Raw genomic sequence first — 16,012 nt, forward strand, 5'->3', positions numbered from 1 at the left:
CGGATAAAATATGGTTTCTCCCAGCCCCGCGACAAAAAAACGGCCCTGCGACATGACAATGTGCCGTCAGAAACAGAAACTTTGCGACAATACTGAAAATAATTCTCAATCGATGTAGTTTTTTGTGTTACCTTTGCGTCTAACTTGCAGTAATGTTCAAATATAACCAAATGGAAGTATCAGAAAAAGAATTCGAACGTATAGTCAGGCAGCACAAAAGCACCATATACACCGTGTGCTACATGTTCGCCGACAACGCCGAAGACGCCGACGACATGTTTCAGGAAGTGCTGCTGAACGTATGGAACGGACTCGGACAGTTCAGACAGTCGAGCGATATGTCCACATGGATATGGCGTGTGAGCCTGAACACGTGCATAAGCAACGACAGGAAACGCAAGCGGAAACCCACTGTGAGGCTGGCAATGGAGGCCAACCTGTATGAGGACAACGACGACGACACGCGGCAGATACGCATGCTGCGCGACCGCATCCATCGCCTCAAACCATTCGACCGCGCCATAGTGCTGCTGTGGCTCGAGAATATCAGCTACGAGGAAATAGGCGACATAGTGGGCATCACGGCCAAGAATGTGTCGGTGAGACTGTTCCGCATACGCCAGGAACTAAAACAAATGTCCAACAACTAAAACTGCAAGAAGATGGAAAACAACAACGAACTGGAAATGATGCGCGCACAGGTGGCGCTGCTCAAGGAGAAGCTCGACAAGGAGCAGATAGTGAGCGAGAAGCTGCTGCGCTCCATAATAAAGAAGACTGTCAGAAAACTGACACGTGAACGTATGTTGTCATTGGTTTTCACTCTGATTTTCATACCATTCCTTATATATGTGCTCGTAACAGAATTTAGCATGTCGATGGTCTTCGCTTTTGTTTTCGGACTGTATATGATTGCGGCGATGGCATACACATTATATGCGGAACGCGGACTGAACAACAAGACTGTAGGCACCGACAGGCTTGTGGATACGGGCCGCAGACTGATACGTCTGAAACGCCTTCAAGCCAGATGGCTTCGCATAAGCATCCCTATCTCGGTGATACTTCTTACATGGATGTATCTCGAAGTGACTCCCGAATTACCCTACAGCATTCCATTCTATCGTGGGTGCGGCTTTGGCGCAGTCTTTGGAGGAGTCATAGCAGCGATCATATACATGAAAAGACGGCGCGAGCTGAAGGAATGTATTCGGCAGATAGAAGACCTGACAGGTGAGAAACTCGACTGACAGCAACTACCACAATGTAGCAAGAGACAAGACACCACCGGCCCGCAGCACTACACCAACGTCGCTGCGGGCCGGTGTTTTATTGTAGCCTGTACGTCGTGGAACTATATCACAGATTCTGCTGAAATTCCGTTGAGACCGGTTTTATTCATGAATAAACACGGAATTAAGCAAAAGTTCCGGACAACGCAGGGGGTTATGAGCAGTGGCGGAACGTCTGCTGAGATAACAACAAACAGACGCTGCCACCGCCGGTAAATACACACCACAAGAAGTGCACATATCTCCCGCGTGTCTGTTCACGCATAATGCAGGCATTTTTCAAGAAAACCCGGGCGGCGTACTTACAGATTTTCTTGACTTTTTTTTGACAAAATAAATTCGCGAAAGAGATGTAAAGAAATGTTAAATCACGGCTTATAAAGGCCGGTTCAGGCCGTACCGCATTACCATATATCCTGAAGTGTAATCCGGAATCATTAATCCGACATTCCGATTATGCCCGTTTCAGGGTCTGGTTTTGCCTGTTTTAGGGTGTGTTATGGTGCGTTTGAGGCCATGAAACGGGCCATATCACATGCTGAAACGGTGCATTTCGTGTGACGGAAAAATCAATCCCGAATGTAAGTCATTGGAATACAACAGTTTGTACACGGCTCTCATTTCTCGCGTATTTGCGTCCGAAGGAAAGTCTGCGCGCAAATACTCGCTGGATTTTTGGGGTAGAACTGAAAACTCAGACGGAAAAACCGCAGGATACTGAAAATCTGAAAGCGGCCCATATTGTTTTCCTTCAACAGAGGGCAACACAGCCTATAAGGTATTGATACCGCTGTTTTCTATTGCGAACTGTCTCCGTTGAATTTACGCCGACCCCCTGCCCGTCCGTGATTGGAGCCGCGGCTCAGAGGCGCTGATATATCTTCAGGCCGAAATCGTCCACAATGGCGTAGATGTATTCCATTATTTCGGCGAGATGGTGCTCATAAGGTTTCCAGTCCTTCTGCTTCAGAAAGAAGTAGAACTCCATGGGCAGACCGGTGCTTGTGGCCTCGAGCTGGCGCACGAAGAACATCATATCGCTGTTCACATCGTCGCGCCCGGCTATCCAGCGTTCCACATATCGGCGGAAGAGCGTCATGTTGACAACTTCGCCCTTCATCTCCGTCTCCCTCATGCCGTACTTATGCGCCAGCCTCTGTTTCATATGGTCGTCGGCCAGGCGTACGCTGCGGAAGTCGAAATACACCATGCGTTTCACCCTTCGTCCGCCTCCGTTGCGCATCGACATCCAGTTCTGGAACGAACCGTCTACAAGCGTCAGCGGCGAGACGGTGAGTATGGTGTTGTCGAAGTTGCGCACCTTCACCGTTGTGAGCGTTATGTCTTCCACTATGCCGTTAACCTCAGTCTTGGGCACTGTTATCCAGTCGCCCTTGTGCAACATGTCGTTGCTCGTGAGGCGCACGCCCGCCACAAGGCCCGTTATGGTGTCCTTGAACACGAGCATGAGTATGGCCGACGTGGCACCGAGACCGGCAAGGAGCGTCAGCGGACTGCGTCCTATAGCCACGGCCAGCATCACTATGACCGAAATGAAGATAACTCCTATCTTCAGCACACCGCAGAAGGTATGGAAATACTGTTGCAGGGCTGTGCGCCGCTCGCCCTCGAAACCCTTGAACGAATCGATGAAGGCTATGCCGAGACGCATCGACATGAGCACCACATAGAAGGCTGTGGCGCGCGAAAGAATCTCCGGCACGGAACGGTAGACGGCAAACACATCGGGCAGAAACATCCACACGAACAGTCCGGGAATTATATGTGAGGCGGCACGGAGCGTTGCTTCGTTGAGCAGAATGTCGTCCCACTCCACCACGGTCTTCTCCGCTATGCGCACCATGAGCGGCACTATGAATCTGTGACACAGAAGATAGATGACACACGCGGCTCCAAGCACAAGCAGGGCCAGGGCCATGCGGCTTACGAACGTGAGCATCTCGCCGGACAATCCGGTCTGTGCGAAAAGATGTTCGGTCTGAATGACAATGTCGTACATAGTTCTTTACTGGATGTTATGTCGTCAGGGCTGGCACAACGTCTGGCACACACGGTCCTGAAAAGCGCGCGCATCGCGGCTGTGTCTCACTCCCTGATTTATTATGGCAAAGGCCAGACGGTGGCCGTTGGGCGCCGTGCAGTAGCCGGCAAGGCTGCTCACACCCGTCAGAGAACCGGTCTTTGCATACACGTTGCCACGTGTGAACGGTCCGTGCATGCGGTTCTTGAGCGTGCCGTCAACGCCTGCCTGCGGCAGCGAAGGATGCAAGTGCAGATATATGTTATTGTTCTTGAATGCGTAGCGCAGCAGTTTTATCTCCAGCTCGGCCGTCACATAATTGTAGAGCGACAGCCCCGAGCCGTCGGCAATGGAATACTGCGAGGCGTCAAGACCAACTTTCTCTATGAGCCTGTTTATCACCATGCGTGCACTGCGGGCCGTGGCCGGATGGTTGCCGGTGCTGGCCGCGAGCTGATAGAACATCGATTCGGCATACAGATTGTCGCTCTCCTTCATCATGTTCATGAGTATCTGGTCCATTGTATGGAAGCGCCGGCAGATGCAGAAAGCGTCGCCCGGCTTCATGGCCTCCGACACTGTGCCCTCCACCACGATGCCATACTCGCGCAGTTCCTCGGCAAAACGCGTCATGAAGTTGTCCTTGCGGCTTATGAGTAACGGCGAGAGCACGGGATTGTCGTCGTCCCAGCACCAGCCCTTTCCAAGGCGTGCGGTGTCCTTCATGGTCTTGTCGGCATAGAGATTGCCGCGTATGGTGTCAACGCCCATTTTGTGGATGCTCTCCACAAAGGCGCGGAGGTCGTCGGAATTGAACCGCGGATCGAATCCGCCCACACAATATACATTGCCGCGCAGCACACCGTCGGCCACCTGACCTGTATAGCACAGCTCGGTCTTGAACTGATAGCTGCCGCCCAGCTTGTCGATGGCGGTGATGGCAGTGATGAGCTTCATGGTCGATGCGGGGCGCAGACGCTGATGTTCGTTGTGACGGAATATGACCGAATCGTCATCGAGATCATACACCATAATGCCCACCTGAGAGGTCTCGAACATACGTGCGTCGAGCAGCGATGTCAGCGATTGCTGCACCGACTGCGGCCAGGGCAGCGACGGTATGACGGCCGACGCGGTGTCGGTGCGTATGGTGTCGGCGGCGCCTGACGCGTACTCGTCATCGTCGTCTACTATTTCCTGAGCATGAGCCGGTGTGAGAAACAACACCGGAATGAGAAGCAGATATAACAGTCGTTTCATTTTCTTTTTTAGGTAAGGTCTTTTATGTATCATGACAGGCACGTCCTGCACAACCGGCATTACGTCCATCGCGTCTTCCACGCAGCGTAGTCAGTCCAAAGCGGCATCTTGGACGGAGGACTGCCGTGCGGATTCCATGCGGCGGCGCAGTTCTTTCACAAATCCTTCTTCATTGCCGGGCTGCACTGCAATCACGCTTCCCGAGACACACTCCACTGCAACATACGACCTGAGCAACAGACGTCCCTCCACACGATACACGCTGCGTATGTCGGTCAGAGACACCTCGCGGCGGCGTGCAAAACGTCCGCAGTCTATCAGCAGACGGCCGTCTGAGGTGAGCGTATAGATGGTGTGAACGGCACGCTCCACCGTGAGCGCGGCCAGCATCATCATAGCCAGACCTACAAGGCCCGACTGAACATTGCGGTGCATGAGCGCCCAGAGTCCGACAATGGCAAACACCGCCACCACGACAAAGTCGCGGACACCGACACGTTTGTGAAATATCCTGTCCATAAAATTATCAATAGTCACAGACACGCCGCATCGGGCGGACATGCCGCAAGCTCACCCGGCACGATAGGATTGGGGAAACGGCAACGGCGCACCCGGCACACAACACCACAACCGCACGCACCGCACACTGCGGAAAACGCACGGAAAGACGGCGGCCGTCCCCACACACGCGGGTACAACTTTTCCGGATGCAAAGTTATAAATAATTATTCAGACAGACGAAAAGCCACAAGCCCCTCTGCAACAACAAAATGCCATAAAACGTAAATGAGTCCGACGGACGGCGTTATTTTATACTTTATTAGCAGAAAAACGGATTGAAAATGTTAAAACCGTCATGAAATAAGATGCTGTTTTTAAAGTCTTGTACACCGTTCTTTTATTTTACTCGAGATTCAGAAGTTTCAGACATATCACCAAAAAACACTTTTTGTAAAACTGTTGTACACACATCATTTCATACACTCCCGCACGTCAGTCTGCAAAACAGCCAATATCGCGTTGCGGAACGGTACGTTTCATGCCCCGAAAAAGGCTTTATTAGGACATGAAAAAGGCATAATCGAGGCACGGAATAGGCTTTATTGAGGCATGAAATAAGCTTTATCAATATACGGAACAGGCTTTACCGCAGTCCATCGGCAGGAAAACGATACTACGGAGGACGCTCCGGGGCCGTTCCGGGCGGTGCAGAGCTTCGTCGGAAAACTGTCTCACAATACCGCAAGTGTTAAAGCCCGACGAAGCATAGTATAAACTTTGTTAACACAGTCACATACACGTCTCCCGACGCTTCCGACACAGCGCTCTGAACATGTGTCAATTTGTAAGTGACAATATGTCAATTTATGCCCTGCGAAGTGGACACACTTCGATTATTTTATGTATTTTTGCATAACATTCAAAACAAAAGAACATGGTTTTCAAATACGATTTTCTGATTATCGGTTCGGGAGTGGCCGGTATGAGCTACGCCCTGAAAGTGGCCCGAGCCAAGAAGGGCAAGGTGTGCATGATATGCAAGACCACGCTCGACGAAGCCAACACTTCGTTCGCACAGGGAGGAGTGGCCTCTGTCACCAACCTTGAAGTGGACAACTTCGAAAAACACATAGAGGACACAATGATTGCCGGCGACTACATAAGCGACCGCGCGGCTGTGGAGCAGGTGGTGAGAAATGCGCCTGCGCAGATAAAAGAACTCGTGAGCTGGGGTGTGAACTTCGACCGCGGGGACGACGGAACATTCGATCTGCACCGCGAAGGCGGACACTCGGAGTTCAGAATACTGCACCACTCCGACGACACAGGAGCCGAGATACAACGTGGACTGATGGCCGCAGTGAGAGCCAATCCCGACATAGAGATAAAGGAAAACCATTTTGCGGTAGAGATAATCACACAGCACCATCTGGGTGCACGCGTGACACGCCGCACACCATACATCAACTGCTACGGTGCCTACGTGCTTAACCCCGACACACAGAAGGTGGACACATATCTGAGTAAGGTGACCGTGATGTGCACCGGCGGATGCGGCGCTGTGTACCAGACAACCACCAACCCGATAATAGCCACGGGCGACGGTGAGGCAATGGTGTACAGAGCCAAAGGCACTGTGAAGGACATGGAGTTCGTACAGTTCCACCCAACAGCACTTTATCATCCGGGCGAAACGCATCCGGCATTCCTCATAACCGAGGCCATGCGCGGATACGGCGGCATATTGCGCCTGCCTGACGGTTCGTCGTTCATGGAGAAATATGACAAACGTCTCTCGCTGGCTCCACGCGATATCGTGGCCAGAGCCATCGACAAGGAGATGAAGATACACGGTCTGGACCATGTGTGTCTGGACGTGACGCACAAGAACGCGGAGGAGACTAAACGTCACTTCCCAAACATCTACATGAAATGTAAGTCGATAGGCATCGACATAACCACCGACTACATACCCGTGCGACCGGCAGCCCACTACATGTGCGGAGGCATAAAGGTTGACCTGAACGGACAGTCGAGCATTGACAGACTGTATGCCATAGGCGAATGTTCGTGCACAGGACTGCACGGAGGAAACCGTCTGGCGAGCAACTCGCTCATAGAAGCCGTGGTATATGCCGACGCTGCGGCACGCCACTCGCTGGCTCATGTGGATGAATATGACTTCAACGACAAGGTGCCGGAGTGGAACGACGAGGGCACAATGACCAACGAGGAGAAGGTACTCATAACACAGAGCGTGAAGGAAGTGGGCGAGATAATGAGCAATTACGTAGGCATCGTGCGCAGCGACCTGCGACTCAAGAGAGCGTGGGACCGTCTGGACCTGCTCTACGAAGAGACTGAGGCTTTGTTCAAACGTGTGAAAGCGAGCCGCGACATATGCGAACTGCGCAACATGATAAACGTGGGCTACCTCATAACACGCCAGGCCATAGAGCGCAAGGAGTGCCGCGGACTACACTTCACAACCGACTATCCGCTCCATGCCTACGACAAGAAATAAACAGGAAACACTCTAACACACATAAAAAGGAAAACCGGACACGCTCTCAGAAACGTGTCCGGTTTTATTTTTTCATATATTCCGGCCGGAGATAACACCTCCAACAAAATGCCTCAGCGCGTATCGTACAGACCAAATATCAGTTCACGACCTATCGGGTGAGCGAGAATTTCAGGCTCAGGCCGAAGTCCTGTGTGGTCGTAGGATAGCTGCTGCTGGCGAGCAGAGGAGTGTTTGTCTGGCAATCATAGTAGAAACTCATGGATATGAGCTTCGACAACGTGTACTCGGCAGAGAACGACAGTTTGAAGGCATTGTTACCACTGCTTGCCGCACTGGTCATGGATGCGATGTCGCGGCTTATGGATGCCTGCTTGCGATAGCTCAGATCGAGACGCAGACGCAAGTCATTGTTGGTACCCGAAGTGGTACGGGCGGTGGCTTGGGTGGTTGTCTTCTGATCATCGTCGGACTTCTTTCCCTTGTTCTTCACAAGCCGGTGGTTGCGTCCTCCGAATAGATTGAAGTTGTTGATGGTATATCCCATACCGAGCACCCAGTCGTTACTGGTGGCCTCGTTTATCTGTACACTCGTCATACTGAGACTGAGCACACGGGTGGTACGGTATTCAAGCTTTGCCGTAAGATTGTTCTCAAACGTAACATCTATACCAAGCAGCGGTGAGAACGACTCGTTGATGCTCACCGTTGACACGTTGTACATAGAGCTCGGAATCGGGTTTCCTGTGGTGGCATCGGTCACGAAGCCCAGTCCGTTCATATATTCCATGAAGGTGCTGTACGAACTGTATGAACCGACGGCGTAGATACTCTTGTATGCATGGTTGATGTTGACGCTCTTGAATACGTCGCGGAACCACGGCAGACGCGTTAGTCCGCTGTAGCGTACCGACCAGTTGGGCAACAGACGGGCAAGCGACGGGAATATGTCGAGCGATGAACCGCCCATGCTGGTGTATGCCGAGAGGAAGGCAGGAATCATCACATCGGAGCTATACTTGTTCACTCCGCCGTTCGCCGGATCGAATTTCTGGCCGGCAAGCGGTGTTCCGTCCGGATAAACGGCGTTGGCATAGCGTGCCTCAACCCGCTGACGGAAACCGTCGAGTGACTTGCAGAACTTCTCGAAAGTGGAAGAATGATAGCCGTTGTTTGCATTGCCAGAACCTTCGAACGCACTTCCCAGCGACAGGGTTGTCATCGAGAAGGTTCCGCTCTGTGTGGTCGGATTGCCCTCATACATATATTGTATGCTCTTGGCAGTTGTCATGGTGCGGTTGGCATTGAGGTCTATCTTCAAATTCTTTATCGGTTCGAGCGTAGCGCGCAACTGCAGGTCTTCGGTCTTGTTAGTGGTGGCTGGTGTGGCCACGGAGTCGTTCATGAGCAGCCATCCTTTGTCGCGGGCCTTGTCGATGTATGAGTCGTCGATAACACCGAACGCAAAATCGAGACCCGGAGACATGGCTCCCACACGACGTGTCTGGCCGAACGCGTCGCCAATCATAGGCATAAAACCCGGCAGCGACATCGAGTACTGGTTGCGGTAGGATATACCCACACTGCGCACCATCATCATAACGCGTGCCACACTCTGCATGGTGCGGTACCAACCTTTGTCCTCAAGCGGTTCCTTCGGCGTAACGGTGACTTTCACTTTGGTGAGCGAGTCAACCTTACTTGTTATCTTTATGCTGTTCTCGTCGATGCGTTTGTACTTCAGATCGAACACTTTACCGTCGGCTGTCTTTGCAGACACAATGATGCGCTTGGTCTTCTTGCCGTGCGTGAGTTTCATCACGCTGTCGGGACGCAGCACCACCTCACTCTCGAAACTGCGTTTGTTCTTAGGCAACTGCTTCTTGAGCTGGGCTGCCTTGTCGTCCTTTCCATCGGCGGTCTTGCCGTCTGCGTCTTTCTTCGACTTGTCGTCGTCCTTTTTCTTGTTCTTGTTGCGGGTGTTGTTTGCCGTACGCGCCGGTTCCTTATTGAACCTTTCGTTGGCTTTCTTCAGGAAAGGTATATGGTTGTAGAGTTTCTCCATATTGAACGTTCCGTTGAGATTGAGCGTTCTGTTGTTCGAAATAGTGTTGCCGAGCGATGTTCCGTCCTCAAGCTCAGTACCTCTTACCCAGTTGTATGTCGCGTTGTAGCTGGCGTCAGAATTCACCCAGTCGAAAGCCGGAATGAGGTTGAGCGGCAACTGGTAGGACAAGGCGAACGACTGGTTGTAGTCCAACGGTGTTCCAAGATTCTTGATACTCGTCCACACGGAGTCTTTCCACGCCGAATAACGGTCTGGATACAATTCCTTGTTAACCGGTGTATAAGGTTCTTCTATCTCGGCGTGCGTCGCACTCTGGAAGTTCATGTGCAGGTTCTTCGTAAGGTCCCAGCGCAGCGTGAAGTCTCGGTTCCAGAGGAATTGCTGGCTGAACGTGAGCGGAAGTTCGGAGTCGCCCATGCTCTCCATGTCGCGTTCCTGCAACTCGTAGTAGCTGCGCGTTATCTCAGTATTGAATCCGACGTTCTGCGGCAACCAGTTCAACCCGAAGCGACGGAGAATATCCAGCCACTTGCTCTTGTTCTTCATCTTCTTGAAAGGTTCGAAAGGCTTGTACACAGGTGTCCACGAATAGTTCATGGCTCCGCGCCAGTTGTCTTCTTTTTCGTAAACCGTTGTCTCACCACTCGAGAAGTTGTGGCTGTGGCTATAGGTCAAAGAGAAGTTCGCCGGATCGTAAGGCATTGGGTGACGTTTGTTCTGTATGCCCACTCTTACGTTGGAAAGAGAGAAGTTGGTGCTCGTTGTCTTTGTCACAGCGATGCTTTCCACCGAGTCGCGCTCGTGCTTGTTTAGTGCTTCAAGCGCATCGTCAAGTTCCATATCCGTATCAAGCGGATTGTATCTCGGACGTGTAAACTCTTTCGTTATAGAATAATACAACGGCGCACTTACCTTTGCTTTCTCCGGGAAGAACTTACCAAGCTCAATGTTAGCAGTGATGCTGTAGGTCTTGTAATCATCGGTTGAGCGCTGTGCCACACCGTCCTCAAGTCCTCCGAAACCATCACTGATATAGCGTCCCTGAACGTTCACCGAACCAAGATCGGACAACTGCACATTCAGATTGCCCTGTGCAGCCCATCCGCCTTCGTTGTTATATTCTCTCAGACGAAGTTCGTTGACCCATATTTCACCGCTCTTTATCTCGCCGGAATTATTGCGCACACCGATTATCATGGTCTTAACCTCACCCAAAGTAGGATTACCCATGACGCTGATCTTGTTTGCAGGCTTATCCTCATCGTATGCACTGAACACACGACTGTACGATGCCCGTCCTTCCGACTTGGCCTTATTGCGTTCCTTTTTCAAGGCGGTGAACACGTTGAGCGGAATGTCAAGCATATTCTCTTCGGGCCATACGGCTTCGCAATCGGCACGCGAATACTTGTCGTAATTATTGCCGTTAGGCGTAAGTTTCAACGGTATCTCGTATTCGTAATAATTGCTCTTATAATCGCTTCCGAGGCGAATGAACACAGCCAGCTGGTCGTCCTTAAGGTTAGTAACGTTGGGTTCCATCATATTGGCGTGCACAAACATCTGCAGACGCTTGTATTGGCGCAGATCCAATGTTGTATTCTTATACACGGCCTTCGATTCGCCACTGCCCAGATCGGTCACAGTGAGTGCGAGCGACTGCTCGTTGTCTTCCACAAGCTGTGGCTGTGTCGGGTCCTGACCACGTGTTATGCCCGGCGGAAGCACATAGTTCACCGGTGTCTTGTCATTGTTCTCCTCGATGTTAACGGCACTCACGGAAATCTTACCCTGCTGCGATGCCGAGTTGTCGAGGTTCTGGTCGTAAACTCTCCATTCGCCACGCACAAGGTCGAGAGAACCGAATCGCAGAATAATAGGATGCTTGAAACCTGTCATGAACATACGCATGAAACGTATGCTCGTGAAATCTGATATCGAACCGACACGCTCCTCATAGTCTGTCAGAGGTATGCGGAACAGATACCACGTCACATCCTCCGTCTTGCCGTTGCGCAGTTTGGGAGACGCGATGCGCTTGTCCACAATGAAGTTACGGCCGACAACAAGATCTTCCGGCCTTATAGAGACGCGATACTGGAAGTATTTCTCATATTCGTTGAGCGTATAGTCCTGGTTGATGTCCTCCACATCAGGCATCGTCTTGTATGACGTATCGTAGCTTTCGTCGCGCGACTCACTGTCGGGAGAGTTGCCCTGCGGATTGTTTATATATTTGTAGCGGCGCAGGATAGATGCTTCCATCTGGTCGTAATCGCGGCCGCGGAAGTAATGGTAGTTGTCATTGGCCGGGTCGTTCCATATAGAATCGAACACAACAGGATTGACCTTACCCTGTATAGAAGTGAGGAACTCCTGATAAGCTTCAAAGTTGCGCTCCTCCTCATCGTTAAGACCATTGAATCCGACATCCTGAAGCGCACGTGCACCCGAAGTTGTCGCAAAGGCATAAGTCACTGTAGCCTGCGTCGGAACCTTTCCCCACTGAGTGGTGATGAAGCTGTTTGAACCGTCAACAGGCATTCCGCTTTCGTAGAATTTCTTGCCGTCGCGGAGGATATCCTCACTCACTTCGCCGAGGTTGATGTAGAAATCGCCGCCATAATCAGACGCCGTACCGTCGCGCGAAGTATAAATGAACGGATCGAGCATCCAGAATTCAATATATTCAACATTGGCAGTCTCGAAGTCATTTGTATCGAGTTTACGCATCATACCGCCCCAATGCTTTGTCGGATTGTTCAATGTTCCGTCATAGGCAAGGTCGGTGCTGAAGTTGTAAGGACCACGTTCGTTAGGATAATATGCCAGGTTGAGAATACTCAGTGTGGAAGTAGCTCCACTGTATGAGCTCTGGTCGCGGTTTGGATAAAGCTCTCTCACCGGCACTTCGCGCACATAATGGTTGGACAACTGCTCCAGGTCGCCCTTGATATGGCCCGGTGTGAGCGACGAACTGCGCCTAGTGAACAGCGGGTCAATGGTGTACCATGCCAGAAGCGAACGGTTATAACCGCTTCGGAGAGTTGTTTTGTCACTGTATTCCGGGAACATTGTCGGCACACTCGATATGAGCCACGATGTCGGAGTGCTCACGTCTATGGCACTCTTGGTATTCTCGAAGTCATCGAGATAGGACGCGTTGTCCTGCGTACCACGGCTTTGTCCGGCAATGAGTTGCGCAAATTCACCCGTGAAAGATATGTTTGAAGGCTGCGTGAGTTGCAGGAACGGTATCTTGTCAAGCAGGTTTGTCAGCCACTGACTTTCCTTTTTCCAGTTCAGGTTGAGTCCCCATATGGTGTTGTTGAGCGGTTCCGATCCCATCGCCACCTTCGTTGTGAGCGCCTGTTCGGACAGATGCTGGAGCGTACCACTTATCTGGAAGTCCTTTGAAAAGTCGTACTCCCAGTTCACACCGAACATTGTCTTGCGCTGCTGTGCATATTCCGTGTTGCTCTCAAGCGAAACATTGACAGATGTTCCGGCGTCGATAATGCTCTGATTGAGAATGGTCACCTCACCGAGATTGTAATCCACGGTATAGTCGGAGCCTTCGGTCAGCACCACTCCACCGGCCGTCACGACGACAGACCCCTGCGGAATGTTCACCGCTCCGAGCGATATGACATTGGCAAGCGTACCGCGGAACTGTCCCATAAGCATGTACTTGTTCTTCTCGGCTATCTGTTTGGCGACAGTCTTTGTCGAGTCGTACAGTTCGGTAAAGGCATACTTGGAAGCCTGTGCAGCTGCCACGCCCTTGCCGACAAGATAATTGTACATGTAGCTTCCGAACGGTTCGGCCTTCGGGAAGAACACGCGGCCGTCGCTCACGGTGTATCCGTCCACATAGTCGAAGTAACCGTTAGGGTTTGTCTTCATGTTGTTGTCGAGGCGGTCGGCACCGAGCACTTTTATGATGGTCTGGTCCTTGACCTGCGGTTCGGGTATATAAGTCAGATAAACTCCCGTAGTATCGCTCTGGAACTTGACATCGAGACGGAACTTGTCCTTCTCCACAGACGAAGCAAGATAGTAAACGTTCTTCATCATCAAATCCCAGTTGCCCTGCTGCGGATTGTTGCTCGTGTTCTTCAACGACTTCACGAAGAGTGCCTGATTGACGTCGGTGATGTCCGACGCAAACTCACCCACCTGATAGGTCACGCCACCATAAGTGTACTCATAGGCCACGGCGAGCACCTGGTCGGTCTGAATGGTGGTTTTGAGCGAGATGTATCCGAGTGCGGAATTGACTGTATATTCAGACGAATTGAGCAGTCTTGCACTCTCGAGTTTCTCATAATCGACGCCACCTACAAATCCCGATATACCGTCGAGCACCGTAGAGGTCTGATCAATGTCGCGTGCCGCAGCATACTGATTGACCATCGACGAATACTCCGAGTTGGCATTGTTCGACGGAACGTTCTGTCCCATCGGCGCCCACAGCGGATTGGATATCTTTGCATTCTCACCGAGGTCGGTCAAAGCGATGATGTTTCGGGTGTTGGTTGTGGTTCCCGTCTTGTTGGTAACCCATATTTCCACACGGTTGATGTTGATACCCGTAGCCACGGTAGGCAGTGTCTGCATGCCGGCATCATACTTGTCGCGGAAATACTGAGAAAGGAAGAAGTGGCGGTTTTCCTCATAATTGGCCACGTCTATCTCGAAAGGTGTGAGCTGCGCGCCGCCCTTCGACGACACACTTGTGGTGGACGACTTCTTCTGCGAGCCCACGAGCTGCAGCTTGAGTTTGCCGAACTGCAGGTCGGTGCGTATACCGAAGAGCGACGAAGCGCCCTTCACGAGCGACGAATTGGACGGAAACGATATGTTACCGGCCTCAACGAGTTTTATAATCTCGTCTTCCTTGCCGTCGTATTTGAGCTTGAGGTTCTGCGAGTCGAAGTCGAATGTGGCGTCGGTATTATAGTTAAGGTTCATGTTGACCTTATCGCCCACCTTACCGTTCACGTTGAGGTTTATCTTCTCATCGAAGTCGATGGTCGTGGTCTTACGGTTGCGTATAGGCAGCGAAGGGTTGTCTATGCTCTTCAGCGTGGCACCGAACTTAAGCTCGGCCGTACCCTGCGTCTTGATGCGCACGCCTCCCGGGCCGAATATCTTTTCGGCCGGTCCGAGTTCGAAGTGCATGTCCGTGAAATCAAACTTCTCCTTTCCCTTAGCCTGATATATCTCGTCGTTCTTCTCGCGGAAATATCTTTGCATGGCCTTTTTCTCGCTCCACTTGCGATATTCGGCCGGCGTCATGTATATGGGCGTGTTGATGTAGGAGTCGCTCATCTTCGAACCGATGACGTAAAGATCGAGCGAATCGTTGTATTCCACCTCCTGTTTCAGATTGTCGGGACGTTTCAGGTCGGCCGCATTCTGGTCAAGGTCATCGATGGTGATGGGCAATGTGCGCTGAATCTTCCATCTGGCGTTGAGCAACGAATCGGGAATGGAATCCTCGTTGTCTATTATCGGCTGTGCCTTTATGGCCAGAGTATCCTTCTTCTCGGTCTGTTGCGCGGGCTGGTTGTTGTTTCTCCTCCGCGGGTTCTGGTCCTGATAATAAGGTACGGAGAGGGCATAGCTTGCCAGACTTACGGCAAACAATGAAAGAAACAGTCCGTATATGATTTTTCTTATTTTCACTTTATCTGCTTCAAGGCCAACTTAACGACTTGTTCAACAGGCATGTCGGGATTTTCCTCCAGTATGGCTACAACCACCTTGGCCGACGGTGCGGGCGAGAATCCGAGCATGGTGAGTGCCGATACGGCCTCGTCTCTCACCTCTACGTTGACAACAGCGCTCGCCGCATCGCACTTCTCCTCCGTCGCAATTCCCAGCGACAGCATCTTGTCGCGAAGGTCCACTATTATTCTCTGTGCCGTTTTCAGACCGATGCCCTTCACGCTTTTGATGAGTCTTTCGTTGCCTGTGGATATGGCCGAGCTCAGTTCAGCTGGCGACATGGTGGAAAGTATCATGCGCGCGGTGTTGGCTCCTACGCCCGACACGGTGATGAGCAACCGGTAGACCTCACGTTCCTGCTTCGATACGAATCCGTAGAGCGTGAACGAATCGTCGCGTCCGCCGGCCACGAGAGCCTCGTGCACATAGAGTTTCACTTCCTTTTTGCCTTGTATGGCTGTGTATGTGTTGAGCGAAATGTTGAGAGCATAGCCCACACCGGCCGCCTCCACCACCGCCAGAGCGGGTGTCAGATCGGTCAGTTCGCCTTTTATGTATTCTATCATTGTCTTTTACTTATGTTATGCCTGATT

The 16,012-nt window shown here is 51.6% G+C and carries 8 protein-coding genes; 3 read left to right on the top strand and 5 right to left on the bottom strand.

What is annotated here, in order from left to right:
- Positions 1-170 precede the first annotated feature (170 nt).
- Together WKT13_RS03755 and WKT13_RS03760 are read left to right on the top strand one after the other, a co-directional pair.
- Positions 171-650 (top strand): RNA polymerase sigma factor, encoded by a 480-nt coding sequence (locus WKT13_RS03755; protein ID WP_340322897.1) that lies wholly within the window; start codon positions 171-173, stop codon positions 648-650.
- 12 nt (positions 651-662) lie between these two features.
- Entirely contained in the window at positions 663-1,250 is a 588-nt protein-coding gene (locus WKT13_RS03760; RefSeq protein WP_340322898.1) for a hypothetical protein, read from the top strand.
- A gap of 904 nt (positions 1,251-2,154) precedes the next feature.
- On the opposite strand, the gene WKT13_RS03765 is transcribed toward WKT13_RS03760, so the two are convergent.
- The 3 genes from WKT13_RS03765 to WKT13_RS03775 form a co-directional block, all read right to left on the bottom strand.
- Positions 2,155-3,312 (bottom strand): mechanosensitive ion channel family protein, encoded by a 1,158-nt coding sequence (locus WKT13_RS03765; RefSeq protein WP_340322899.1) that lies wholly within the window; start codon positions 3,310-3,312, stop codon positions 2,155-2,157.
- A 24-nt stretch (positions 3,313-3,336) separates the two neighbouring features.
- Complete coding sequence (dacB, locus tag WKT13_RS03770) at positions 3,337-4,593, bottom strand: D-alanyl-D-alanine carboxypeptidase/D-alanyl-D-alanine endopeptidase (RefSeq protein ID WP_298618673.1); 1,257 nt, start codon at positions 4,591-4,593, stop codon at positions 3,337-3,339.
- Between the two features lie 90 nt (positions 4,594-4,683).
- On the bottom strand, positions 4,684-5,112 hold the full coding sequence (locus WKT13_RS03775; RefSeq protein ID WP_340322900.1) for a PH domain-containing protein: 429 nt from the start codon (positions 5,110-5,112) through the stop codon (positions 4,684-4,686).
- Positions 5,113-6,028: 916 nt separating this feature from the next.
- Between WKT13_RS03775 and nadB the strand changes: the two genes are divergently transcribed.
- A complete protein-coding gene (gene nadB, locus WKT13_RS03780; protein WP_298618677.1) occupies positions 6,029-7,618 on the top strand; it encodes an L-aspartate oxidase in 1,590 nt (529 codons plus the stop codon).
- 151 nt (positions 7,619-7,769) lie between these two features.
- Here the strand turns inward: nadB and sov are convergent, their stop codons facing one another.
- Both sov and ruvA read right to left on the bottom strand, forming a co-directional pair.
- Positions 7,770-15,203 carry a T9SS outer membrane translocon Sov/SprA gene (gene sov / locus WKT13_RS03785; protein ID WP_445323578.1) on the bottom strand — a complete coding sequence of 2,478 codons (7,434 nt, stop codon included), beginning with the start codon at positions 15,201-15,203 and terminating at the stop codon, positions 7,770-7,772.
- Positions 15,204-15,373: 170 nt separating this feature from the next.
- Positions 15,374-15,985: a Holliday junction branch migration protein RuvA gene (ruvA, locus tag WKT13_RS03790; RefSeq protein WP_298618681.1), complete on the bottom strand. Its 612-nt coding sequence runs from the start codon at positions 15,983-15,985 to the stop codon at positions 15,374-15,376.
- Between the last annotated feature and the right edge of the window lie 27 nt (positions 15,986-16,012).

Source organism: Prevotella sp. HCN-7019, assembly GCF_037890215.1.
Classification (GTDB): Bacteria; Bacteroidota; Bacteroidia; order Bacteroidales; family Bacteroidaceae; genus Prevotella.